We start from the raw sequence: 24,227 nt of genomic DNA, 5'->3' as shown, positions 1-24,227 counted from the left end.
ATCACGGCGGAAGATTTATTGCCGCTTTCCGCGCGAGACCTTCATTTGAAAGTGCTGTTCACCTTTCAGCAAAAAAAGCCGTCGATTGCAGAAGGATCTGCTGCCAGCAAGGGATAGCGTTTTTAGCGACTCATTGAATACTCACGTTTTTACATCGTTATCATCTTTTTAACGGATGAGATTAAAACTTAACTTCTGGATGAAAATGCTGTTTTTTGATCGCTACGCAGAGATTAACATCACGAGAAATCCTGGATTAGGAATAGTTGTAATCTTTGCATAAATGTTAATTTAAAACATAATTTTAATATTGTGCGTAAGTAATTTCTTAAAGGTCTTTAGGAATTAAGGGGTTATTCGGGAGAGGAGACAGAAAGGCGATGCAGCAGATGCAGTAATTCCTGACGATGGTTTAACCCTAATTTACTGAGAATTCGTCCCAGACGATAAACCACGCGGCTGTAAGGGCGCTGGCGAAAAAGCGCAATATTTCTTAGTGATTCCCCTGCGTCAGATATTGCAGGACAAACCACTCTTCTCTGGAAAAGTAGATGTGGCGATTATTCACGGGAGGGAGGGCGGTCGCTAACGCATGTTGCAGCGCCTGAGCCGGGAGCTGGCGCTCAAGCACATCAAAGGGACCGCTGGTTTTGCAAAACAGCCGGGCGTCATAATCATCAGCGCGTATCAGCAGGCTCACGGCAGTGTAGGGGGGATACAGAATGGCGCGCCGAAGCGTGGTGAGCATCTCCATCAGCGGCATCGTGCGGCTCTCCATATCGACAACCAGTCTGGCCGAGGGCCAGTTTTCCAGCGCGCTGAAGGCCGATTCGAGCGTGTCATATCCGCAGCAGTGTTTCAGGGGGGATGGGCCGTGCTGAATTCCTGCATGCAGGAAACGATCGTGGGTCACGAGAACGATAAAGGGGGCGTCGGGTCTGCGTGTCTGGTTGATGGATTGACTCAAATAAACAAGACGATCAAAAAAAGGGGCGCTGGAACGCGAATGTGAAAAACCCAGCGAATCGCTTCCTTTACGACGACGCCGATAGCGGCGTACGGTCATGCGCATAGATTCTCTCTCAGGCTAATGTCCTTTTTTCTTCAGACCAGCCTACAGACGGCCAGTAATATCCCTGACCGAATCCCGCTCCTGCCTGCAGCGCGTACTCCCGATCCCTGTTTGACTCAATACCTTCAATCAGCACATTGCTGGCGACCTGTGCGCAGAGATTTACCAGCTGGGCTAGCGCAGGCGAGCCTTTTTTTCGCCAGAACGCCATCTTATCGATCTTGACGCCACATAACGGTAAACGACAGCCTAAAAATGGACGAATAGAAGCCGTGTTTACGTCATCAAGCCAGAGATGGCATCCGCGTTCGACGAGCATCCACCAGTGGCGGGTTACGCGTTCACGCATGGGAGCCGGAAGTCTGAAGAGTGCGCTGGGTTCGACAATTTCAATATTCTGGCCGGCGTTAAGCAGCGGCAGGATTCGGGCGAAGGATTCTGGGTCACTCAATACGGTTATCGGCAGGTTGATAAAAAGGTTTTTAGCGTAAAGTGTGTTTTTTAACATGGCGAGCTGCAGTTCAAGCAGCCTAAGCGACTGTTTCACCGACTGTTGCTGAAAAAACGCTTCACTTTGCTCAGGGGAGGCGAGAAGGCTAAGCACTTCGCGCCCGACCACTCGCGAAGAGGAGAGAGCCACGATAGGCTCCAGCTTGATGCCGATAATCTCTGGCGAGACGCTACGCAGTGGGGGAAGATCGCATTCTGGCAAGCCGGAATGGTTAAGCGGGAATGGGGAGGTCACTACACTGTCCTGTTATCTTCCGGCTCCTCGGCGCCGGGATACCGGAGGCTAGTGTGAGAGCGATGGTCGGCAGAAAATACCAGGCGTTACTTAAACGGCGTTAAGCCTTTTCGTAGAGTCATCAAGTGGCAGAAAAATGAGAGGAATGTCGAAAAAACAGACGTATTGACGAGGGATAAACAGGGGGATGGTGAGAAGGCAGGCGATTGCGCTAAAAGGCATTGACTCACTAGCCATTGACCGTATAATTCCAGGCGTTTCACACCGCAAGTGCACGCTTCTCCGTGCGCCCTTAGCTCAGTTGGATAGAGCAACGGCCTTCTAAGCCGTAGGTCGTAGGTTCGAATCCTACAGGGCGTACCATTAAGTCACCGTTACTCACGCCATCACCACCTTAAGCAACTCCTCCACCGGTAGCGGTCGGCAAAAATAAAACCCCTGCAAGAAGTCGATCTGTTTAGCACGCAGATAGTTCGCCTGTACCTGTGTTTCCACCCCTTCGGCAATAATCTTTAGATGCATGTTTTTGGCCAGCGTAATCATGCAGTCCACGAGCCGTGTATCGGCACTGACGCCAATCTGGCTGATAAACATTTTATCGATCTTGATGAATTCCGGATTCAGGGCAGAAATGTATGACAGGTTCGAATAGCCGGTGCCAAAGTCATCCAGCGCGACAGAGATGTTGGCGCGCCGCAGGGCAGCAAACCAGTTGCTCAGCTGCGGGGTGAAATGCAGCGGGTGTCTCTCGGTGATTTCCATCACCACCTGACTCTGATTCGCGACGCATTTCTTTAACAGCTCGCAGGTGTCGATCTCGAAATTCGGATCGAGACAATTTTGCGCGCTGATATTAATGCAAATATAAGTTCCCACCGGGAAGTGCTGAATCGGGTGTTCGAGATCGGCAATCACCTGCTGGATAAGCTGATGGGTCAGCGAAATAATCAGGCCGTGTTGTTCTGCCAGCGGGATAAATACGTCGGGTGAAACATCGCCATAGGTGGGGTGCCGCCAGCGGGCGAGGACTTCGATGCCCGCGATTTTCCCGGTCTGCGCGTTGATAAACGGCTGATAAACAGGGGTGATTTGCTTTTGCGCGATGGCCGTTTTCAGGGTTTTCAACCCAGGCTGGGCGGGGATCGTTTTAAAGCGTGACAGACCGCGGATCAACGATGATCCCAGCCCGTTGAGAAACGTAGGATCTTTTTTAAGGGTGTTTTCCATAGGTCACTTTTATCGCGTTTTCGTCAGGCAAGCCGGGAAGGTTTACCTGACGAGAAGGGGGGAATCACAGGCTGGATTAGAATTTCACCCAGTCGTCCTGGTCGCTGACGCTCTCTTTTTTGCCGGGAGGGAGCGCAATAACATGCCCTTTGCCTGCCGGACGGCTCTCCTTAAGCTGGCGTGGGGTATTCGATACACGGAAGATCGACACCACCTTCTCTAGCTGCACGGCCTGATCTTCCAGCGAACTGGCCGCAGCGGAGGATTCTTCAACCAGCGCGGCGTTCTGCTGCGTAGTGGTATCCATCTCGGCCATCGCCTGCGCAATCTGCGAAATCCCACGGCTCTGTTCGTCCGTCGCGGTCGCGATTTCACTCATGATATCGCGCACCTGCGCCACCGATTTTTCAATTTTGAACATCGCGGCACCGGCGCCTTCCACCAGGTTAAAACCGGTATCGACGTGAACGGCGGATTCGTGGATCAGGTTCTCAATCTCTTTTGCTGACTGCGCGCTGCGTTGCGCCAGGGTGCGCACTTCGGCGGCGACGACTGCAAAACCTTTCCCCTGATCGCCCGCGCGTGCGGCTTCCACAGCGGCATTGAGCGCCAGAATGTTGGTCTGAAAAGCGATACTGTTAATCACCGTGGTGATCTCAGAAATGCGGTGCGAGCTGAGTCGCACATTTTTCATGGTATCGATCACTTTCTGGGAAATCAGGCTGCCTTCGCTGGCATTTTGCGACGCTTCTTCCGCCAGCAGGCGCGCCTGGTTAGCGTTTTCCGCATTCAGCGCGACGGTTGAGGTCAGCTCTTCCATGCTGGCTGCGGTCTCCACTACGGCAGCAGACTGCTGCTCGGTGCGTGATGACAAATCCATGTTGCCCGCGGCGATTTCCGTGGAGGAGCGGGCCACGCTTTCCACCCCTTCGCGCACGTCATTAATAATGCTTTTCAGGTTTTCGTTCATGGTTGAAACGGCCTGCATCAGCAGCCCAGGTTCGTCATGACGCGTGCTGGTCAACGTACTGGTGAGATCGCCTTTGGCGATTTGCTCTGCGACGCGCAAAGTTTCGTTTAGCGGACGGGTGATTGATGCGGTGATCCCCATTGCCAGCAGCAGGCCAAGGGCAATGCCAATGGCAGCCACAATGCTCATCTGCAGCCGGACGCCATCAACGGTCTCAACCACTTTCTGTTGCTGTCTGGCGAACATCGACTGAATAGTCTCAATCAGTGCCTCTGCTTTATCTGTCAGGGTTTCTGAGAGGGTCGATTGCTCTGCCCACACAACTTTGTAGTGGTCGAGTTCTGCAGCGATTGCCTGCATATCTTTAAGACTGTTGTTCAGCCAGGCGTTTTGATCTTCCGGCACAAACCGCAGCATCTCTGTTATCCCATTTTTGGCCGCGTCCAGACGCGTCAGGACGTTTTGTTTTGCCTCCTCCGTCGGGTGCTGCTTATAGAGAGAGACCTGGGAGTCAATATCGCTCAGGATGAAGGCCACCTGTGACGCAACCAGCGTCTGCTGTGGAGTTAACGCCGCGCTGCGGCTTAATTTCGATGCGATTTCAGAGTTATCGCACAGGGATTGCGTATTGAGTTTGCGCTCACTGTCCGTTTTTTCGCTCGCCGCTTTGGTAAACGGCGTCAGGGACGCGATGTAGTTTTTCACCGCAGCGTCCGTCTTATCCACGGAAACTTTTCCCTCAGGCGTCCAGGTGTAAGTTTCTAGCCGGGCGATCATATCCTGCATCGTCTGGGCGGCATCGTTGGTCTGATCGAGATACGCCTGGTCCTGCGTATACAGATAGTTCAGACGGGCCAGTCGCACGGCAGACAGTGCGTTAAACAGGCCGGTGGTATGTTCATTTTTCTCGACGCGATCCTGAATGCTCACCATCCCCAGCATTCCCGACAGCAGAATGGCCAGTGTCACCAATAAAATAGTCGAAAAGCCGAATAAGAGTTTTCGGCTGACTTTTAAATTTTGAAAACGATTCATTATACTCATCTATTTTTCCCGGGCCGGTTTTTACCGAGCGACAATATTTTTAGCTATGTTGCCATCATTAATGGAATGCAAAACATGAAACTGAAGAAGTAAAAAAAAGCCCTTTGCACTCAGGTACGAAGGGCAAAACCGCTGAGTTGACATCACTCACTCAGGGGATCAGACTTCTCCTCTTTTTTAACAGAGTGAGCAGGGAGTTCGCTCATTCTATAATATACGGGGACGACATCTTGGTAATTAATGATGTAACCATGCCCTCTAATATTGCGAATAAAGTCCTCGGGTAATCCAAGAAGATTCAGTTTGTTGTTCAGGTTATGGAGCACTTGCCATAAACGCTGGGTCGAAGGACTGAGGTTATTGTCCTCCCAGATCTTTTCGAACAACTCTTCTTTGGCGATGACTTTCTTACGACCATGTTCCAGCAGATATAGGAAAAGCCGTAACATCGTTTCGTTAAAATAGATTGATGCAAACGCCACACTTTTATCGTTGTGACTACCGGTAAGTCGGTACAGTCTGCGATTGGTAATATCGAAGTGAATTTCATCACCAATCATAAAGCCATATAGACGATAGCCCATCTCTTTATTCCTGCATTAGAGTCAACCTGACATACGCCGCTGGAAATACACTTTTCTAATAAACCATACATTTTATAAGGTGGATTATATGTATGCCGTTCGTGCTTTCCAATACACAACACTATGCGCTATAAGAAACCCTGTGTTGACGATTTGTTTATAGAGTTTCTATTTACATAAGTTGCATCTGTAGTGCTATGCACCTTGTTTTTTATGATTTCTGGAGATTAATGCTAAAAACGCGTAATGAATCAACCACTCAACATAAAGTCGCGAAGTTTTCTGGTTTTCAAGCATCAATGGCTGATTGTGAGTGTCGATGATCACGTTTCCTTCATCCATAGGTTTCCGATGCCACAACTTTAAGAATTGCCTGACAAAAACGTGAGTGAAGTTATATGATTTATACTGATTAAGAGGCTTAAGGCGCGAGCGAAGAGCGGTTTTTTGCATGAAGGTGTTTATTTCAACCTGCTGATATATAATAACTAAATTCTGAATCAGGTTTTCTATGTCAACTATCGATCGCACCATGAAAAAAGTGTACGTCATCAACGATACCTTGCTGTTTGAACCTGATTTGCGGCGCCTCGGTCCGCTGGACGGGTATCCCCAGAGGGCTACCACGCTTCATGGCCCGGTGAGCGAGTGCCTGCTTTTACTCCTGGAAAACAACAACCAGGTCGTGACGCAGCGGGTTCTGTTTGCCTCCATTTGGGAGAAACAGGGGGCGATTGTCAGTACCAATGCCCTTTACCAGACCATTTCCCAAATCCGCAAGGCGCTGAAATTTGCGGGGTTGGAAGAAAACATCATTAAGACCCTGCCTAAAGAGGGATTTAAGTCGATTGCCCAGCTGCGCGAAGGGGAACTGGACGAGTTTATTCGCCCGCAGACAACGGCGCTGGTTTCGGTTTTGCCCGAAGAATATCCCGTCGCAGAGGTTACGGCGGTAGCTGTTTCTGAGATGATTCGCAAACCCTCTTTTTTCCCGGCAAAGCTTGCCTATGGGGTGGCAGGCATTCTTTTTCTGCTCTCCTGCGCGATATCGTACTTTCTGATTAAAGAGGATAAGTCCTCTCTGACGCATTATCAGTCGGTGAGTCAATTTAACGGGTGTGACGTATATTCATCCTGGCGGGATAAAGAGAAAACCAGTGAAATGCTGGCGGGGCTGGCGAAACGCTATCCCATTCAGTGCAAACCCGGAGGGGTACTTTGGATGACCAGCAGTTTTTCGCAGCAGGCTCATTCGGTCATTATTTGCGACCGTCCGCTACAGGACAAAAATGCGCAGTGTGATTCCATTATTTACAGGCCGCAGAATTATGATGATGAATAAAATAACGCTGCGCTGGACGTTTATCGTTCTGGCCATTGCCGCACCCTTGCTTTATGCGTGGTATATTCATTACCAGCGTAATCACTTCAGCTGCGAAGCGCATGTAACGGTGGTAGACGATAATTATCTTCTTGACGTCATGATGGATTATTCATTTATGAACGGGGAGGGTAGCTATGCAACGTCTGGGGAATATACCCAGAAAGGCCAGCCACCTGTCGAAGTCAGTAATAAAATTGCGTTTAATTACTGGCGAGAAGCGGGGGATATTATTATGGTGTCCAGCGACACCAGTGGACGCCCAAAAAGAAATGAAGCCTTCAGGTTGGATGTCCCGGACTTTTTCCGTCTGCGCGATCGCGGCCTTAAAGTTCAGATAACGCCGGCGAACGCCTCCAGCTATTTCATTATCTACAGAAACGCCCCTGTTATTTATTGCGCAAAAGAGTAGATGCGGTGACCTAACGCTCTCTCATCCCTGCTTGTTTTATCTTGTTGCCCATTTTTACGCTTGATCATATAAAGATAATGAGTATAGTTCTCATTCTCTTTAGTGTTTGTGGGCAGCGACGGACGATTCCCGCATCAACAGTGAGCGCAGATCTCACACGGAACACTGAGTGTTAACGGTGGACTCTGCACTGGCCTCACAGCCTGTAAAACAACCTTAATCGCACAGCAGCATGCGACGCAGTTTCCCGCCTGATTCTCTTTTTGAACGGTAAAGGATGTTCCTGATGACAAAAAAATTGTCCGCGCTGGCGCTGCTTGTGGCTGCCTCTCTTTCCGGCTGCGCCGCGCAGCATGCCGCCAAACCTGCCCCTGAAGCCCACACCGCCGTAACCGCGCCTGCTGAAACCGGCGTGGTGAAGCGTGAACTGGCCGACGGCTTATACGAAATGGTGCTCAGTCCGAAAGGCGATGCGCTGTATGTCGCTAGCGCCGAAGGGTTTAAGGACGTGCAGGGCGGGGTGATCTACAAACTCGATCCCACTACGCTCAAAACCATTGGCCGCAGCCATACGGATCTGAAAAACTTTGCGCTGGCGATCTCCCCTGATGGCAGCACCGTCTATGCAACCAACTCGCTGGACGGCGGCATCAGCGCCATCAGCACCGCGGACGGCAAAGTGAAAAATCGTCTGCTGTTTACCGAGCGCAACAAAGAAGGGTTCCCGTACGGGGCGCGCCAGGTGCTGCTGCATGACGGCACCCTTTACATCGGCGGTGTCGCCGATCCGGCAGTGGTCTGGGTGGTGGATGCCGAAACGCTCAAGCTGAAAAAAACCATCAAAAATGCCGGGCAGTGGGTGACGGGGCTGCTGTGGTCTGAGCAGACTCAGCGCATATACGTGGCTAACGGCGGCGGCGAAATCCTGATTATCAATCCGCGCAACAATCGCATCGAAAAACGCTGGAAACCGCTCGGCGACAAACCGGCGCTGCTGCTTAACCTTGCAGAAGACAAGGCCACGGGTCGCCTGTTCGTGACCGATAACTCCAAAGCCAAAACCACACTGGTGCTGGATATCCATACCGGCGAAGTGATTAAGCAGCTCGATGTGGGCGATTCGCTGGCGGTGAAATTCAACGCTAAACGCAACGAGCTGTACATCACCCAGCGCGAAAGCGGAAAACTGCTGAGCCTGGATGCCACGACCTATGCCGTCAAACAGAGCTGGGATCTGCCTCCGAATCCAAACAGCCTGCTGCTGTCGGAAGATGGCCAGACGCTGTACGTCACCGTCAAACAGGCGTTCAACAAAGACCACTCCACGAACGGACCGGACAGCGTTGTCAGAATTTCACTGAAATAAACCTCTTATAAATTATCAGGCCCGGCGACGGGCCATTTTGCGCGTATGTTGAACGAGTTAATCATGAACAACACCAGAATGAACAAAACGCTGCTGGCGCTCGCCATCGGCGCGGTTACGCACTCCGCCTTTGCGGCGGATACTCCAAAAGAAGAGACCCTCGTGGTGCAGTCTGCGCCGGCCAGCGATTTCAAACCGGGCGGCGATCAGCTGGTGCCCGCCTTCCTTGACGGACAGGTCGCCAACGGTGGCCGGATGGGGATGCTCGGCCAGCAGAACGCGATGGACGTGCCTTTTAACATCATCAGCTACACCTCGAAGCTGGTGGAAGATCAGCAGGCCAAAACCATTGCCGATGTGGTCGCCAATGATGCGGGCGTGCAGTCGGTGCAGGGCTACGGCAACAGTGCGGAAAGCTATCGCATTCGCGGCCTGAAATTCGACGGCGACGACATGACTTTTGGCGGTCTCTCCGGCGTGCTGCCGCGTCAGGTGGTCGATACGCAGATGGTTGATCGTATTGAGATCTTCAAAGGCGCTAACTCCCTGATGAACGGTGCGGCAAGCTCCGGCGTCGGCGGGATGATCAACCTTGAGCCAAAACACGCGGGCGATACGCCGCAGGCCAAAATTGGCGTCGATTACACTTCTGATTCGCAGATTGGCACCACGCTGGACGCCGGTCGGCGCTTCGGGGAGAGTGACCAGTTTGGCGCACGCGTGAACCTGGTCCACCGCGAAGGCGAAGCACCTATCGCCAACGACCGCCGTCGCACGACGCTGCTCTCTACCGGGCTGGATTTCAAAGGCGACAACTTCCGCACCTCGCTGGACATGGGCTATCAGAAGAAAACTTTCCACGGCAGCGAAACGGGCGTCAACATTTCCGGGGTCGATTTCGTGCCGACGCCTCCGAAAAACGATCGTAACTACTCGCAGAAATGGGCCTACAGCAACATCGAAAACGAATTCGGCATGTGGCGCAGCGAGTATGACATCACCGATAGCTGGACGGCTTACACCGGGCTGGGCGCGCAGCACGCCCACGAAGAGGGGCTGTACAGCGGCGCAAAGCTGATGGATAAGAGCGGCAACGCCACGGCAACACGTCTGGATACCAATCGCATCAGCGACGCCGTGAGCGGCATGGCGGGCATTCGCGGTAACTTTGATACCGGTTTCGTGTCGCACAAGGTCAACGTGGGCTACTCCGCAATGACTAAAAACGAAAAAATCGCGTGGAAGATGTCGGCGGCAGCGGATAACCCGATCACCAACATCTATCACAATACCGGCGTGGATAAACCTGACAGCAGCAACTTCAATGGCTCCGGCGGTAATTACAGCGATCCGTTGACCAGCGGCCGCACCCGCACTCAGGGCTGGCTGCTCAGCGATACCCTTGGCGTACTCGACGACAAACTCTTGTTTACCGCTGGCGCGCGCCATCAAAAAGTGGTGATTCGCGGATACAACAAAATCACCGGTGCGGAAAACGACGCCGATGGCTTTGACGGCAGCCGCTGGATGCCAACTTACGGCGTGGTCTACAAACCGTGGGACGAACTTTCGCTCTACGCTAACCACACCGAAGCGCTGCAGCCGGGTAAAACCGCGCCAGACACCGCGACTAACTACGGGCAAAGCACCGGGATTGTTCACTCGAAGCAGAACGAAGTGGGCGTGAAAGCAGACTTCGGACGCGTGGGCGGCTCTTTGGCCCTTTTCGAAATCAAAATGCCGTCGGCGATCCTCGACAACGTGACCAAACACTACGGTCTGGATGCCGAGCAGCGTAACCGCGGCGTGGAGCTGAACGTGTTCGGCGAGCCGATGCTGGGAATGCGTCTGAACGCCAGCGCCACCTGGCTGCAGGCAGAAATGACCAAAACCAACAACGGGCTGAATCAGGGTAACAAGGTCATCGGCGTACCGAATTTCTATGCGGTGCTGGGTGCGGAATATGACATCAAACCGATCGACGGCCTGACGGCGACCGCGCGCGTGAACCACTCCGGCTCTCAGTACGCGGATCTGGCGAACAGCAAAAAACTCGACAGCTACACCACGCTGGATCTGGGCATGCGCTATCGCTTCGCGGTAAACCAGAACCAGAATCAAATGACCGTACGTGCCGGTATCGACAACGTGACGGACGAAAACTACTGGGCAAGCGTGGACGATTCCGGAACTTACCTGTTCCAGGGCGAGCCGCGTACCTTCAAAGTTTCCGTCGGCTACGAGTTCTAAGTTTTACCCTCGTTATCAGGGGCACGGATGCCCCATCCATTTCTTAAGCGTGCGCCAGCGCAAACGCAATTGCGGCGTGAACGGTCACGATCTGCGCGCGCGTACAGGCCTCTGGCGTGGTGCCGGGGCTGTCGGGATAAACTTCCGTGGTGGTGGTAAACGGAGCACCGGTAAGGGTGGCGCACAGATGATAGGCATGAATGTCATATTCCACCACGCCCTCGCTGACGACGATGAACTCCATCATTTTGCCATTCTCATCGGCAGGGGCGATATGGGTGACTTTCTTCACGGCGTCGATAATCGCCTGCTGGAAATCCAGGCGTGAATTCTGCGTATCGCTCACCAGATAGTAGCCATCGGGAATTGTCCCCGGCTCAAACGGCAGTCCGTCGCGCGCGGCCTTCGCCGGTCGGAACTCGCTCTCATCACTATCGGTGGTTTCGTGCAGATCAACGTGCAGCAGGAATTTGCCTTTCAGCGGGGCGGTTAACGCCATCAGCGCGCGGGCTTCTTCGCCTTCTCCTTGTGGCCAGAACTGGCGGTTGGTATCCACGGCTTCATAGGTCCAGCGAGTGATATGCTCGTAGGCCCACGGGCTAACGCACGGCACCACCAGTAGATTGATTTTCCCCGCATACTCATTCTGATACTCCGCCAGGAAGTTCAGCGCGCCCATCACACCACTGGTTTCGTACCCGTGAACACCGCCGGTAATCAGCGCGACGGGAAGGTTGTCGTCCCAGTCTTGTGACTTCACGGCCATCAGCGGGAAGGTCTGGTCGCCGTAGTGTAATTCGCCGTACTGACTCACGTCGTAGCGAGGCTTCAGGGCATTGATCGCGTCAAGCACGTCCGTCTGATAGCTGCGAAAACGCGTCTGGTTCTCGCGCCACTGCTGTTTTTCCGCCGCAGTCCATGGCTGGCCTGGCGTACCGATAAGGTAGAACTGTTTCTCAGTCATAGGTCACTCTGTCAGTGTAGGGTTCTCAACATCATACCCAGCCGCGCTTTTAAATTCATATGGGTATTTGAGCCGGGCCTGCAACTTGCTCCTGCTGACCCGAAGTGTTAAAAGGTGCCCCTTCCAATAAAAATACACAGGGGTCAGACGTGAAAGACGCGTCATCCGCTTCAGACAATGCGGTTTCTGAAGCCTCGTCGGAACAGACACCGACGCTGCAACGTGGTTTGCAAAATCGACATATTCAATTAATTGCCCTCGGCGGCGCGATTGGTACCGGACTGTTTCTCGGCATCGGGCCAGCGATTCAAATGGCCGGGCCTGCGGTACTGCTGGGATACGGCATTGCGGGCGTGATTGCCTTTCTGATTATGCGCCAGCTTGGTGAAATGGTCGTCGAAGAGCCGGTTTCTGGCTCTTTCGCCCACTTTGCTTACAAATACTGGGGGCCGTTTGCAGGCTTCCTGTCCGGCTGGAACTACTGGGTGATGTTCGTGCTGGTCGGCATGGCTGAACTCACCGCGGCTGGCATCTACATGCAGTACTGGCTGCCGGATGTCCCGACGTGGATCTGGGCCGCCGCCTTCTTCATTATTATCAACGCCGTAAACCTGGTGAACGTGCGTCTGTATGGCGAAACGGAATTCTGGTTCGCGCTGATCAAAGTGCTGGCGATTATCGGCATGATCGGCTTTGGCCTGTGGCTGCTCTTCTCCGGGCACGGGGGCGAGCGCGCGAACATCGATAACCTGTGGAAACACGGCGGTTTCCTCGCGACCGGCTGGAACGGGCTGATTATGTCCCTGGCGGTGATCATGTTCTCTTTTGGCGGGCTGGAGCTGATTGGGATCACGGCGGCAGAAGCGCGCGATCCGCACAAAAGTATTCCGAAAGCGGTCAACCAGGTGGTCTACCGTATTCTGCTGTTTTATATCGGTTCGCTGGTGGTTCTGCTGGCCCTCTACCCGTGGGTTGAGGTGAAATCCGATAGCAGCCCGTTTGTGATGATTTTCCATGATATGAACAGCAATCTGGTGGCATCGGCGCTGAACTTCGTCATTCTGGTGGCGTCGCTCTCGGTCTATAACAGCGGCGTCTACTCTAACAGCCGAATGCTGTTTGGCCTCTCCGTGCAGGGCAATGCGCCGAAGTTCTTAACGCGCGTCAGCCGTCGCGGGGTACCGGTCAATTCGCTGCTGCTCTCCGGGGGGATTACCTCGCTGGTGGTGCTGATCAACTATCTGCTGCCGAAAGAGGCCTTTGGCCTGCTGATGGCGCTGGTGGTGGCTACCCTGCTGCTGAACTGGATCATGATCTGCCTGGCGCACCTGCGTTTTCGTGCGGCGATGCGTCGTAAAGGGCGTGAGACGCAGTTCAAGGCGCTGCTCTACCCGGCGGGTAACTACCTGTGTATCGCGTTTCTCGGCATGATTCTGGTGCTGATGTGCACCATCGATGACATGCGTCTGTCGGCGTTCCTGCTGCCCGTGTGGGTGGTATTCTTGTTTGTGGCCTTTACCTTATCGCGCAGTAAAGCGCGCTAACAAAAAGCCCGCCGGCGGAGTCGCTGGCGGGCTTTCACATCATCTCATCAGAACAGATAACTCATACTCACTGAAACACTTCGCGGTTCGCCATACACCGCCGAGTCGTCGAGATACGAGTAATATTCCCGATCAAACAGATTGCTGACGTTGGCTTGTACCGCCAGCTGTTTGGTCAGCTGATACTTCGCGAACAGATCGACCAGCGGGTAGCTGCCCTGGTACAGGCGTTGGGTTTCGCCATCCGGCCCGGTCACGTCTTTATACACCCGGTTTTGCCAGTTCACGCCGCCGCCGACCGTCAGGTCCGGCAGTACCGGCACGCGATAGCGGCTGAAGAGTTTGAGCTGGGTCTGCGGTGCATAGCTGTTGAAGCGGCCATCCGTATCGGTGGCGACGTAGCGCGTGGCGCTGAAGGTCAGCTGCAGATCGTCGGTCACGGCGCCGTTCACTTCAAACTCGGCCCCTTTGCTCACCGCCCCTTTTGTTGCGCGATAGGCCTGCTCGCTGGAGCCGTTGACGAACTCTCCACTTATCGCCTCCGCCGCGTTTTCCTGCTCGATGCGGAATACCGCAACGTTGGTGCTCAGGCGACCGTCCATCCAGTCGGCTTTCAGGCCGGTTTCGTAGTTTTTGCCGGTCACCGGCGAGAGCCACGCGCCATCTTTGCTGCGCTTGGTCTGCGGCGCGAAAATCGAGGTGTAACTGGCGTACGCCGAAAGCGCGTCGGTGATATCGAACACCAGGCCGCCGTACGGGGTGGTGTTGTATTTACGCATATCGCCACTGCTGCCGTTAGTGCTGTACTGGGTGTAACGCGCGCCTAAAATCAGCGACAGGGGATCGGCCAGCGACAGGCGTGTCGCCGTGTAGGCTGATTTCTGACGCACGATGTCATCGGCGTTTTGATACCAGTCGCCCCACGCCGGTTCCGCCACGCTCCCATCCCAGTTGTTGTTAAAGATGCCCACGCTGTCCATCGGGCCATCCTTACTGAAGGTGGCGTTATGCTGGCGGCTGTAGCTGGCCCCGGCCATCAGCTGATGCTGGCGGCCAAGCAGTTCAAACGGGCCGCTGGCGTAGGAGTCAAAGGAGTCGAGGGTGCGTTTGCCGCGATCTTTGCTTCCCCAGCCGCTCGCGCCGTCGCCCGTGGTCGCGTCCGGATTGCCCATCACATAGAGCAGCGTATCGTTAAAGTTCTGCTCGCCGTGCGTGCCGTTGAAGCGCACCGACCAGCCGTTATCCCAGCTGTGGGAGAGGTTCGCGAACACCTTGCGGGATTCGATGGAATAGCCCGTCCAGTCCGCCGAGGTGTTGACGTTGCGATCGTAGTGGGTGCGCGAACCGTTGCTGTAGAGGCTCGGCAGGCCACCCCAGGTCGGGTTGGCGGTGTTGGTCTGCTGATAATCCCAGCCGAGTGAAAGGGTGGTGTGGTCCGTAAGATCCGCATCCATCACGCCGTAGAGAAATTTTTTGCGTTTACCGTAACGATCAAGCCAGCTGTCCTGATCCTGATAACCGGCGATCACCCGTCCGCGCAGGCTGCCGTCAGCGTTGAGCGGGGCAGAGAGATCGGCGACGTAGCGCTGCTTATTCCAGCTGCCATAGCTGGCGCTGACGTTGCCGGTCACGGTTTTGCTGTCGGCGCGTTTACGCACCATATTCACCGATGCCCCCGGATCGCCCGCACCGGTCATCAGGCCCGCTGCGCCGCGTACCACTTCGATACGATCGTAAATCGCCGTATCTTCCGTCGCATCGCCAAAGTTCCACGCGTCGCCCATGGACGTCGGGATGTCATCGTAGGAGAAGTTGGTGATCTCAAAGCCACGGGAGAAATAGTTCGAGCGCTCGCTGTCGATCTGCTGCGACGACACACCGGTGGCGTTGGTCAGCACCTCATCGATGTTTTGCAGGTCCTGATCCTTCATGCGCTGCTGCGTTACGACGCTCACCGACTGCGGGATATCGCGCGGGGCGAGCAACATTTTGGTCCCTGCGCGCGTGGTTTTAACCGCGTAATCCTGCTGCTCATCCACCGTGGTGTTTGCGTCGCCGTAAACCACCATCTCCTGTTCGCTTTTGTTCTCTGCCGCAAGCGCCGGGTGAACTACGGTCTGGATTGCCAGCGCGATAAGTGAAACCGCGAACGGTTTCGTGATTTCCTTGCCATTAAAAGAGGTCATGTTTCCTGTCCGGAAGAGTTGTTATGTGATTTTTTTTTTGAATGAGAATCGGAATCATAATTATTTAATGAATTAAGCGCAGACTAATTTATCGGGCAAATGTAACTAAATATGTAAATTCGGAGAAAGCGTGGGAGAAGGGGGCGGAAATTTAGATCGTGACCGTTCTCGCAGTTCTGTTTTGATCCGCAGGATCTTTATTTTGTAATCGATTACTTTTTATTTGACGAGGTTTGTAATCGATTACTTTTTAAGGGTGAGGCTTATCATGGTGTCAACAACTGAAAGTAGTGGAAAGGCGATAGCCCAGCATCGGCTGCTGGTGCCGCGGCTGTCGCTGATGATGTTCTTACAGTTTTTTATCTGGGGAAGCTGGTCGGTCACGCTCGGGCTGGTGATGACTCAGCACAACATGTCCCTGCTGATTGGCGATGCGTTCTCCGCAGGGCCCATTGCCTCGATTCTTTCGCCGTTTGTGCTCGGGATGCTGGTGGACCGCTTCTTCGCCTCGCAGAAGGTGATGGCAGTGATGCACCTCGCTGGCGCGGCGATTCTGTGGTTCGTGCCGGGGGCGCTGATCGCGGAAAACGGCGCGCTGCTGATCGGCCTGCTGTTTGGCTACACGCTCTGCTACATGCCGACGCTGGCGCTGACCAACAACATCGCGTTTCACAGCCTGGCGAACGTCGATAAAACTTTCCCGGTGGTGCGCGTCTTTGGCACCATCGGCTGGATTGTCGCCGGGATTTTCATCGGCGTGACGGGCGTGGCGTCGAGCGTGACCATTTTCCAGGTCGCGTCGGTAAGCTCCGTTCTGCTGGCGCTCTATAGCCTGACGTTGCCGCACACGCCAGCTCCGGCAAAAGGCATGCCCGTTGCCGTGCGCGATCTGTTCTGTGCGGATGCGTTCGCACTCCTGAAAACGCGCCATTTCTTTATCTTCTCCCTGTGCGCGATGCTGATCTCCGTTCCGCTGGGCACCTATTACGCGTACACCGCCTCCTACCTCGCCGACGCCGGTATCCGTGATGTCAGCACCGCCATGTCCTTCGGGCAGATGTCCGAGATCGTCTTTATGCTGGTCATCCCGCTGCTGTTCCGTCGCCTCGGGGTAAAATACATGCTGCTGATCGGCATGCTGGCGTGGTTTGTGCGTTACGCCTTCTTTGCTCTCGGCGTCAGCGAAGAGGGGCGCTTCCTGCTCTATCTCGGCATTTTGCTGCACGGCGTGTGCTATGACTTCTTCTTTGTCGTCGGCTTTATCTACACCGACCGCGTGGCGGGCGAAAAGGTAAAAGGCCAGGCCCAGAGTATGGTGGTGATGTTCACTTACGGCATCGGCATGCTGCTCGGCTCGCAGATTTCTGGCGCACTGTATAACAGCCTGGTGGCGGGGCAGGCCGTGCCGCAGGCGTGGGTCACATTCTGGTGGATCCCGGCGATAGCTGCCGCCGCGATCGCGCTGATTTTCCTTATCGCATTCAAATATGATGAAGATAAGGCGTAATTTTCTGGAGGTGTTATGAGGACGATTAAGGGACCGGGCATTTTTCTGTCGCAATTTATTGGCGAGCGTGCGCCGTTTAACTCCCTCGACGGGCTGGCGGGCTGGGCGGCAGCGAAAGGCTACAAAGCGCTGCAAATCCCCTGCAACCATCCACAGATTTTCGATCTGGAGCAGGCGGCGAACAGCCAGACCTACTGCGATGAGATCACCGGGATACTGGCCGGGCATGGGCTTGTCATCAGCGAATTGTCCACCCATCTGGAAGGGCAGCTTGTAGCGGTCAGTCCGGTCTACGGCGAGGCCTTTGACCACTTCGCGCCGCCTGCGGTACGCGGTAACGACGCGGCGCGCCAGGCGTGGGCAACCGCCAAAGTGAAACAGGCCGCTGCGGCGTCGGCGAAGCTCGGATTAACCGCCCACGCCACCTTTTCCGGTTCGCTGGCGTGGCCGTTTTTCTACCCGTGGCCGCCGCACAACGAGCAGCGGTTTCGCGATGCGTTTGCAGAGCTGGCACGCCACTGGCGCCCGATCCTCGACTACTTTGACGAGCACGGCGTCGATCTCTGTTTTGAGCTGCATCCGGGGGAGGATCTGCACGACGGCGTAACCTTCGAACGCTTCCTCGCGCTGGTCGACAACCATCCGCGCTGCAACATTCTCTACGATCCGAGCCACATGCTGCTGCAGCAGATGGATTACCTGACGTTTATCGATATCTATCACGCACGCATCAAGGCGTTTCACGTCAAAGACGCCGAGTTTCGCGCCAATGGACGCAGCGGCGTTTACGGCGGCTATCAGCCGTGGATTAACCGCGCCGGGCGTTTTCGCTCGCTGGGCGACGGGCAGATCGACTTCAACGGTATTTTCAGCAAGCTCACGCAGTACGATTACGACGGCTGGGCGGTGCTGGAGTGGGAGTGCTGCATGAAAGACGGCGACGTGGGGGCGAGCGAAGGCAGCGAGTTCATCCGCCGCCACATCATTCCGGTCTCTGGCCGCGCATTTGACGATTTCGCCGCTGGAGGCGCGCATGATTAACGTCGGGATCGTCGGCAGCGGCTTTATCGGCCCGGCGCATATCGAGGCCCTGCGTCGGCTGGGTGTTGTGCAGGTCGTCGCCCTGTGCGACGGCTCGCTTGAGCAGGCGCAGGAAAAGGCGCGGGCGCTGAATGTGCCGCATGCCTACGGCAGCGTGGACGAACTGCTTGCCCATCCGGGATTGCAGGTGGTTCACAACTGCACGCCCAACCACCTGCACGCGCAGATTAACCGGCAAATTCTGGGAGCGGCCAAACATGTGTTCTCTGAAAAGCCCCTGTGTATGACGCCGGAAGAGGCGCGGGAACTGGTGGAGCTGGCCGGGCGGGCGGGGGTGATCCACGGCGTGAGCTTTGTCTATCGCCACTTCGCGATGGTGCGCCAGGCGGCGAGCATGATGCGCGAGGGGAGCGTGGGGCGGCTGTTTGCCTCGCACGGCAGCTATTTGCAGGACTGGATGCTGCGGGAGACTGACTACAACTGGCGCGTCGATGCCGCTCTCGGCGGGGCCTCGCGGGCGGTGGCGGATATCGGTTCGCACTGGTGCGACACGGTGCAGTTTGCCACCGGACGACGCATTGTCGAGGTGATGGCCGATCTGTCGATCGTCTGGCCGACGCGCAAGGCAAACGTGGCGGGCAACCAGACCTTTACCCGCCAGGCCGACGCCGTGTATGCGGATAAAGCCGTCACGACGGAGGATTTTGGCTCGGTCCTGTTCCGCTTTGACGACGGCAGCAAAGGCAGTTTCAGCGTCTCGCAGGTCAGCGCCGGGCGCAAAAACCGCCTCAGTTTTGAAATCAACGGCAGCGAGCGTTCTGTGGCCTGGGATCAGGAAATTCCGCAGCAGCTGTGGATCGGGTATCGCGAGCAGGCAAATCAGACGTTGTCAGACGATCCGGGCCTGATGAACGCAGATGCCGCCGACAGCGCCCACTTCCCCGGCGGGCACATCGAAGGCTGGCCCGATGCGTTCAAGAATATGATGGCGCAGTTCTATCGTGCCGTGCAGGCAAATGCCCTGCCCGAGAAGCCACTTTTTGCGACCTTCCACGATGGCGCAAACGTGATGTATATCATTGATGCCATTGTTAAAAGCCACCAACAGCAGCGCTGGATACGCGTTGAGCGGTAACGTGCTGCCCGGTTCGCCGGGCAGCAAAATTATGTTAGCCTGATGAAAACGCTAACCGCAGGATGTGCCGTCGTTATGTCAATTCAGAAAATCGCTAAGCTCGCCGGTGTCTCGGTGGCGACCGTGTCGCGCGTGCTTAACAACAGCGACTCGGTGAAAGCGAAGAACCGCGAGCGCGTCTTGCAGGCGATTAAAGAGAGCAACTACCAGCCCAATCTGCTGGCGCGCCAGCTTCGTACCGCGCGCAGCTACATGATCCTCGTGATGGTCTCGAACATCGCCAACCCGTTCTGCGGCGAAGTGGTGAAAGGCATCGAAGAAGAGGCCGAGAAAAACGGCTACCGCATTTTACTGTGCAATTCCGGCTCGGATCTGCAACGGTCGCGCTCCGGCCTGAGCCTGCTGTCGGGCAAAATCGTCGACGGCATCATCACCATGGACGCGTTCTCGAAACTGCCGGAACTCTCCGCCCTCATCGGCAGTGCGCCCTGGGTGCAGTGCGCGGAATACGCCGACTCCGGCACCGTTTCCTGCGTGGGCATTAACGATGTGGACGCGTCGCAGCACGTGGTCAGCCAGCTGGCGGACGGCGGGCGTCGACGGATTGCGCTCATTAACCACGATCTCAGCTACAAATATGCCCGTCTGCGCGAGCGCGGCTACAAAAGCGTGCTGCATCTGCGCGATCTCGAGTATCAGGTGGTGGAGTATGCGAGCGATCTCAGCTCCAGCGCGGGCATGGCGGCAATGAACAAACTGCTGGCGAACAACCCGCCGGATGCGGTGTTTGCCGTATCGGACACCCTGGCAGCGGGTGCTTTGCGCGCCATCGAACAGGCCGGGCTGCGGGTTCCGCAGGACATCGCGGTGGTCGGTTTTGACGGCACGGAGCTGTCGGAGATGGTTTCCCCGCCGCTCAGTACCATTGAACAGCCGTCGCGGGATATCGGGCGCAAAGCGGTCGATCTGCTGCTGAATAAAATCGATAACCCGGATGCGCCGACGGAAAGGGTGATGATGGACTGGCGCTACGTGGCGCGCGCCAGTACCTGAGGGTTATTTCGCGAACGCGCCCGCCAGCGAGCGAATATCGTTCCCGGTGGGCGACTGATGAATTCGCAGGCCAAACTCTTCGACCACGGCGTAAATATGGTCGAAAATATCTGCCTGAATGGATTCATATTCCGCCCAAACCACGGTATTGGTAAACGCATATATCTCAATGGGTAAACCATTGGCGTCCGGTGCCAGCTGGCGCACCATCAGGGTCATATCTTTACGAATACGCGGATGGTTGCGAAGATATTCATTCAGGTACGCGCGGAATGTACCAATATTGGTCATTTTGCGCAGATTTAATACCGATTCCCCTTCACCATTTTCCTGATTCCAGAGATGAATTTCTTCGTGACGCGCCGCCATATAGGGCTTCAACAGTTTCGCCTGAATTAAACGCTGCTGCTCGTGCTCATCAAGAAAATGAATGCTGGTGGTATCAATGCTCAGGCTGCGCTTAATTCGGCGACCGCCGGAGGCTGACATGCCGCTCCAGTTTTTAAAGGAGTCCGATACCAGTGCCCAGGTAGGAATGGTGCTGATGGTGTTATCCCAGTTGCGCACTTTCACGGTGGTCAGGCCGATATCCGTCACCGCGCCATCCGCGCCGTATTTCGGCATCTCCAGCCAGTCGCCGAGCTTGAGCATGTCGTTCGCCGAGAGCTGAATACCGGCGACCAGGCCCAGAATCGGATCTTTAAAGACCAACATCAGTACCGCAGCCATCGCACCAAGACCGCTGATCAGAATCGCCGGAGACTGACCGATCAGCAGGGAGATCATCAGAATGCCGACGAGAATCGCACTCACTAATTTCACGCCCTGGAATATTCCTTTGAGCGGAAGCTGAGAGGCGGTTGCCAGCTTTTGCGACAAATTGAAGATCACATCTAATAACGAGAAGAAGGAGAGAAGGGCATAAACCATGACCCACAGTCGGGCGCAGGTGGTTAATATTTCAGCCGCTTCGCTGCCTTTTTGTAACCACAGCGCCGCCTGAACGTTGACGATTATCCCCTGAAGGGTAAAGGCCAGGCGGTGAAATAACTTATTCTGGGTAATGATTTGCAGCCACAAATGTGAGCTGGCCTGCGCCCGTTTTTCAAACAGACGCAGCACCACTTTGTGCAATATCAGATGGACAATAACGGCGGTGAGTAAAATGATGCCAAAGATTAACACCAGCGAAGTGGTGTGATTAATTTCAATTCCAAGCTCTTCAACCTGAGCAATTAATTCCTGCATAACGTCTCCTGAATATCCTCCTTTTATCATGACGGCTGCGTGTTTATTATGCAACCCGCGACGCTATGCAGGTGTTGTTATGACGCGGCAGGCAGCGGGCCGGCCTCCAGGCGGTGGCGCAACCACAGGGCAATGCCGCCAAGCGCCAGCATCATCACCACTTCAATACTCAGAAAACCGATCATCGCCTGCGGGTAATGGCCGCCGTTATGACGCGCAAAGGTCAGGAACAGGGTGCCAAGAATGGCGGGGCCGAGACCGAGTGTGGCCTGTTGCAGCGTGCTCAAGATTGCGCTTCCCGCGCCCGCGTCGCAGCTGCTGATATCGCGCATCCCAATCCGGTAAAAACTGTTGACGATCAGCGCCTGACCATAGCCAATCAGGATTGTGGCAGGGGCCAGCGTCAGCGCCGTATTTGCCTGGCCGAAGCGCCAGAAGGTGGCGATCAACAGCAGCAGGCCCGCGATCTGTACCGTCAGGCCGGTCATCAGAATGCGCCCCATGCTGTAGCGGGCAATCAGTTTTGGCGCGTACCAGGCGGAGACAAAATAGGCCACGCCGAGGGCGATAAAGCTATTTCCCGACTGCCACGGCGCCATCCCCAGCCCGGCCTGCATGGTCAGTGCCATGCAGAACATAAAGCCTGACCAGGCGCTGAAAAACAGCAGGGCGATCACCATCCCAAAGCGGATGCTGGTGAGTTTCAGTAAACGCGGGGGCAGCAGGGGATGTTCGCCGCGCTGCTGCTTACGCAACGCGCTGGCGCGCATCCACAGCATCAGCGGAACCACCGCGATCAGCGCCAGCTGCAACACCAGCGGCCAGTGGAGTTCCGGCCCGAGCGCCATCGGGAACAGCAGGCAGCACAGGATCACTGCCAGCAGGGTGGTTCCCTGCCAGTCGATGCGCGACGGCGTTTCGCGGCGAGTTTCCGGCACGTAGCGACGGCTCAGGGCCAGCACCAGCAGGCAAATCGGCACGTTGATAAAGAACGCGTTTCGCCAGCCCAGCCCGGCGATATCCGCCGACACCAGCCAGCCGCCGCCCATCTGGCCGACGATAAACGCAATTCCGCCGATGCCGCCAAACAGACTGATGGCTTTGGCGTGGGCCGTGCCTTTCAGGGTGACGTGCAGCGTGGCGAGGATCTGCGGCACGATCAGCGCCGCACCAGCGCCCTGCAATACGCGAGCGCCCAGCAGTTGCTCCACGCTTCCCGCCATGCCGCACAGCAGCGATGCCGCGCCAAAGGCGGCCACGCCCCACATAAACAGACGGCGGCGGCCAAGGTTATCGCCGAGCTTACTGCCCAGCGCGAGACAGACGGCGAAGGCCACGCCGTACAGTGCCACAATCAGCTCCAGCTCGGTGGCCGTGGCGTGCAGTGAGTGGGTGATCGAATCCAGCGCCACGTTGGTGATTGAGGTATCAATCAGCGGCAGCATCTGGCCTGTAAGCAGCAATATCAGGCCTGCGCGACCCGGTGAAACAACAGACGTATTCATGGTGACTCCATTGCGTCATTCAGCAGATGGACGTAGCATCGGTGATAATAAAAACGGGTACCAGTTCTTGCTTATACTGGTACTGGCACTACCACGCAGGTGGCCTTATGACGCTGATGACCGAACCCACTTCCTCTTTGCAGGACGACAACCGCAAGCAGCTTGGGGCCTTTTTACGCGCGCGCCGCGAAAGCCTCGATCCCCAGCGGCTGGGCCTGCCGCGCAGCGGTCGGCGCCGCACGCCGGGGTTGCGTCGCGAAGAGGTGGCGATGCTGGCGGATGTGGGGGTGACCTGGTACACCTGGCTTGAGCAGGGCAGGGACGTCAATCCCTCCAGCGCCGTCATGGTGGCGGTGGCGAAAGCCCTGCAGTGCACCGCCACGGAAACGCGCCATCTGTTTGTGCTGGCGGGGCTGCCGCCGGGCGAAGCGCCGCAGCAGACCGTGTGTGAGGGGATCAGCGAAGGCACGCGGCGTCTGCTGGATACGCTGATGCCGAAACCGGCCAGCATTCAGAAGCCGAACTTCGACATCGTGGCGTGGAACGACAGTTTTGGCCATCTGATGGGAGTGGATTTCAACGCCATTCCGCCGGAAGATCGTAACTGCATCTACCTCTTTCTCACCCATCCGGCGTGGCGCAGTCGACTCGGCAAACGCGATGACGTGTTGCCGATTTTCGTCTCCTACTTCCGCGCGGCAATGGCCGAGCATCGCGGCGAACCGCAGTGGGAAGCGCAGCTGGCGCGCTTCTTTGCCGTCTCCGCAGAGTTCGAGGCCCTGTGGCACCAGCGCTATGACGTGCGCGGCGTGGAAAATCAGCTGAAACTCTTTAGCCATCCGCAGCTGGGGGATTTTCAGCTTCAGCAGATGTACTGGTACTCCGCTCCGCGCAACGGCTCGCGGCTGCTGGTTTATCTCCCGGTGGACGACGCGGGCGAACATGCGCTCACGTGGCTGGCGGAACAGGCTGTTATACTCAACTAAATTTCAC

18 protein-coding genes, 1 tRNA gene and 1 pseudogene are annotated in these 24,227 nt (G+C 55.7%); 11 read left to right on the top strand and 9 right to left on the bottom strand.

Features of this window, described 5'->3' with window-relative positions; translation table 11 throughout:
- Positions 1–353 precede the first annotated feature (353 nt).
- Positions 354–1,072 (bottom strand): annotated as a pseudogene (locus tag DAI21_RS21160) (helix-turn-helix transcriptional regulator).
- A 10-nt stretch (positions 1,073–1,082) separates the two neighbouring features.
- On the bottom strand, positions 1,083–1,817 hold the full coding sequence (locus tag DAI21_RS21155) for an EAL domain-containing protein (protein WP_234419506.1): 735 nt from the start codon (positions 1,815–1,817) through the stop codon (positions 1,083–1,085).
- 286 nt (positions 1,818–2,103) lie between these two features.
- Between DAI21_RS21155 and DAI21_RS21150 the strand changes: the two genes are divergently transcribed.
- A tRNA-Arg gene (locus tag DAI21_RS21150) sits at positions 2,104–2,180 on the top strand.
- A 15-nt stretch (positions 2,181–2,195) separates the two neighbouring features.
- Here the strand turns inward: DAI21_RS21150 and DAI21_RS21145 are convergent.
- From DAI21_RS21145 to DAI21_RS21135, 3 genes are all read right to left on the bottom strand, one after another.
- Positions 2,196–3,044 carry an EAL domain-containing protein gene (locus tag DAI21_RS21145; protein ID WP_107704109.1) on the bottom strand — a complete coding sequence of 283 codons (849 nt, stop codon included), beginning with the start codon at positions 3,042–3,044 and terminating at the stop codon, positions 2,196–2,198.
- Between the two features lie 76 nt (positions 3,045–3,120).
- Positions 3,121–5,049 carry a methyl-accepting chemotaxis protein gene (locus DAI21_RS21140; protein ID WP_234419505.1) on the bottom strand — a complete coding sequence of 643 codons (1,929 nt, stop codon included), beginning with the start codon at positions 5,047–5,049 and terminating at the stop codon, positions 3,121–3,123.
- Positions 5,050–5,201: 152 nt separating this feature from the next.
- Positions 5,202–5,642: a winged helix-turn-helix domain-containing protein gene (locus DAI21_RS21135; RefSeq protein ID WP_102104243.1), complete on the bottom strand. Its 441-nt coding sequence runs from the start codon at positions 5,640–5,642 to the stop codon at positions 5,202–5,204.
- A gap of 541 nt (positions 5,643–6,183) precedes the next feature.
- On the opposite strand from DAI21_RS21135, the gene DAI21_RS21125 reads away from it, so the two are divergent.
- The 4 genes from DAI21_RS21125 (at position 6,184) to DAI21_RS21110 (ending at position 11,051) form a co-directional block, all read left to right on the top strand.
- Positions 6,184–6,984: a transcriptional regulator gene (locus tag DAI21_RS21125; protein ID WP_159075444.1), complete on the top strand. Its 801-nt coding sequence runs from the start codon at positions 6,184–6,186 to the stop codon at positions 6,982–6,984.
- Positions 6,971–7,435 carry a hypothetical protein gene (locus tag DAI21_RS21120; protein WP_146003455.1) on the top strand — a complete coding sequence of 155 codons (465 nt, stop codon included), beginning with the start codon at positions 6,971–6,973 and terminating at the stop codon, positions 7,433–7,435. The genes DAI21_RS21125 and DAI21_RS21120 overlap by 14 nt, the downstream gene beginning before the upstream one ends.
- A gap of 286 nt (positions 7,436–7,721) precedes the next feature.
- On the top strand, positions 7,722–8,801 hold the full coding sequence (locus DAI21_RS21115) for a YncE family protein (protein ID WP_107704105.1): 1,080 nt from the start codon (positions 7,722–7,724) through the stop codon (positions 8,799–8,801).
- Between the two features lie 63 nt (positions 8,802–8,864).
- The gene (locus tag DAI21_RS21110) at positions 8,865–11,051 is read left to right on the top strand and encodes a TonB-dependent siderophore receptor (RefSeq protein ID WP_107704104.1); all 2,187 of its coding nucleotides are present in this window, start codon (positions 8,865–8,867) and stop codon (positions 11,049–11,051) included.
- Between the two features lie 43 nt (positions 11,052–11,094).
- Here the strand turns inward: DAI21_RS21110 and DAI21_RS21105 are convergent, their stop codons facing one another.
- Complete coding sequence (locus tag DAI21_RS21105; protein ID WP_107704103.1) at positions 11,095–12,015, bottom strand: M14 family metallocarboxypeptidase; 921 nt, start codon at positions 12,013–12,015, stop codon at positions 11,095–11,097.
- Positions 12,016–12,164: 149 nt separating this feature from the next.
- On the opposite strand from DAI21_RS21105, the gene pheP reads away from it, so the two are divergent.
- The gene (pheP, locus tag DAI21_RS21100) at positions 12,165–13,559 is read left to right on the top strand and encodes a phenylalanine transporter (protein ID WP_107704102.1); all 1,395 of its coding nucleotides are present in this window, start codon (positions 12,165–12,167) and stop codon (positions 13,557–13,559) included.
- A gap of 47 nt (positions 13,560–13,606) precedes the next feature.
- On the opposite strand, the gene fhuE is transcribed toward pheP, so the two are convergent.
- Positions 13,607–15,745 carry a ferric-rhodotorulic acid/ferric-coprogen receptor FhuE gene (gene fhuE, locus DAI21_RS21095; RefSeq protein ID WP_107704101.1) on the bottom strand — a complete coding sequence of 713 codons (2,139 nt, stop codon included), beginning with the start codon at positions 15,743–15,745 and terminating at the stop codon, positions 13,607–13,609.
- 268 nt (positions 15,746–16,013) lie between these two features.
- Here fhuE and DAI21_RS21090 point away from each other — a divergent pair, with 268 nt between their 5' ends.
- The 4 genes from DAI21_RS21090 to DAI21_RS21075 all read left to right on the top strand — a co-directional run bounded on the left by DAI21_RS21090 (position 16,014) and on the right by DAI21_RS21075 (position 20,481).
- On the top strand, positions 16,014–17,252 hold the full coding sequence (locus DAI21_RS21090; protein ID WP_107704100.1) for an MFS transporter: 1,239 nt from the start codon (positions 16,014–16,016) through the stop codon (positions 17,250–17,252).
- A gap of 15 nt (positions 17,253–17,267) precedes the next feature.
- A complete protein-coding gene (locus DAI21_RS21085) occupies positions 17,268–18,293 on the top strand; it encodes a sugar phosphate isomerase/epimerase (protein ID WP_107704099.1) in 1,026 nt (341 codons plus the stop codon).
- Positions 18,286–19,428: a Gfo/Idh/MocA family protein gene (locus tag DAI21_RS21080; RefSeq protein WP_107704098.1), complete on the top strand. Its 1,143-nt coding sequence runs from the start codon at positions 18,286–18,288 to the stop codon at positions 19,426–19,428. Before DAI21_RS21085 ends, DAI21_RS21080 begins: the two co-directional genes overlap by 8 nt.
- Positions 19,429–19,503: 75 nt before the next feature.
- Positions 19,504–20,481, top strand: coding sequence for a LacI family DNA-binding transcriptional regulator (locus DAI21_RS21075; RefSeq protein ID WP_102104233.1), 978 nt, complete (start codon positions 19,504–19,506; stop codon positions 20,479–20,481).
- A 3-nt stretch (positions 20,482–20,484) separates the two neighbouring features.
- Here DAI21_RS21075 and DAI21_RS21070 read toward each other — a convergent pair whose 3' ends face one another.
- Positions 20,485–21,729, bottom strand: a complete 1,245-nt coding sequence (locus DAI21_RS21070) for a mechanosensitive ion channel family protein (RefSeq protein WP_100777306.1) — start codon at positions 21,727–21,729, stop codon at positions 20,485–20,487.
- A gap of 77 nt (positions 21,730–21,806) precedes the next feature.
- Complete coding sequence (locus DAI21_RS21065; protein WP_107704097.1) at positions 21,807–23,234, bottom strand: MFS transporter; 1,428 nt, start codon at positions 23,232–23,234, stop codon at positions 21,807–21,809.
- 107 nt (positions 23,235–23,341) lie between these two features.
- On the opposite strand from DAI21_RS21065, the gene DAI21_RS21060 reads away from it, so the two are divergent.
- Positions 23,342–24,220, top strand: a complete 879-nt coding sequence (locus tag DAI21_RS21060) for a helix-turn-helix transcriptional regulator (protein WP_100777304.1) — start codon at positions 23,342–23,344, stop codon at positions 24,218–24,220.
- Positions 24,221–24,227: the final 7 nt, after the last annotated feature.

It is taken from the genome of Lelliottia sp. WB101 (assembly GCF_003051885.1).
Taxonomy (GTDB): Bacteria; Pseudomonadota; Gammaproteobacteria; order Enterobacterales; family Enterobacteriaceae; genus Enterobacter; species Enterobacter nimipressuralis.
This window is presented reverse-complemented; position numbering and strand designations above follow the sequence as displayed.

Excerpts from the sequence above, each read along its gene's own strand:
- DAI21_RS21080 (WP_107704098.1), top strand. The coding sequence starts at position 18,286 with ATGATTAACGTCGGGATCGTCGGCAGCGGCTTTATCGGCCCGGCGCAT.
- fhuE (WP_107704101.1), bottom strand. The coding sequence starts at position 15,745 with ATGACCTCTTTTAATGGCAAGGAAATCACGAAACCGTTCGCGGTTTCA.
- DAI21_RS21105 (WP_107704103.1), bottom strand. The coding sequence starts at position 12,015 with ATGACTGAGAAACAGTTCTACCTTATCGGTACGCCAGGCCAGCCATGG.
- DAI21_RS21090 (WP_107704100.1), top strand. The coding sequence starts at position 16,014 with ATGGTGTCAACAACTGAAAGTAGTGGAAAGGCGATAGCCCAGCATCGG.
- DAI21_RS21085 (WP_107704099.1), top strand. The coding sequence starts at position 17,268 with ATGAGGACGATTAAGGGACCGGGCATTTTTCTGTCGCAATTTATTGGC.
- DAI21_RS21115 (WP_107704105.1), top strand. The coding sequence starts at position 7,722 with ATGACAAAAAAATTGTCCGCGCTGGCGCTGCTTGTGGCTGCCTCTCTT.
- DAI21_RS21060 (WP_100777304.1), top strand. The coding sequence starts at position 23,342 with ATGACGCTGATGACCGAACCCACTTCCTCTTTGCAGGACGACAACCGC.
- DAI21_RS21065 (WP_107704097.1), bottom strand. The coding sequence starts at position 23,234 with ATGAATACGTCTGTTGTTTCACCGGGTCGCGCAGGCCTGATATTGCTG.
- DAI21_RS21110 (WP_107704104.1), top strand. The coding sequence starts at position 8,865 with ATGAACAACACCAGAATGAACAAAACGCTGCTGGCGCTCGCCATCGGC.
- DAI21_RS21070 (WP_100777306.1), bottom strand. The coding sequence starts at position 21,729 with ATGCAGGAATTAATTGCTCAGGTTGAAGAGCTTGGAATTGAAATTAAT.
- DAI21_RS21145 (WP_107704109.1), bottom strand. The coding sequence starts at position 3,044 with ATGGAAAACACCCTTAAAAAAGATCCTACGTTTCTCAACGGGCTGGGA.
- DAI21_RS21140 (WP_234419505.1), bottom strand. The coding sequence starts at position 5,049 with ATGAATCGTTTTCAAAATTTAAAAGTCAGCCGAAAACTCTTATTCGGC.
- DAI21_RS21075 (WP_102104233.1), top strand. The coding sequence starts at position 19,504 with ATGTCAATTCAGAAAATCGCTAAGCTCGCCGGTGTCTCGGTGGCGACC.
- DAI21_RS21135 (WP_102104243.1), bottom strand. The coding sequence starts at position 5,642 with ATGGGCTATCGTCTATATGGCTTTATGATTGGTGATGAAATTCACTTC.
- DAI21_RS21120 (WP_146003455.1), top strand. The coding sequence starts at position 6,971 with ATGATGATGAATAAAATAACGCTGCGCTGGACGTTTATCGTTCTGGCC.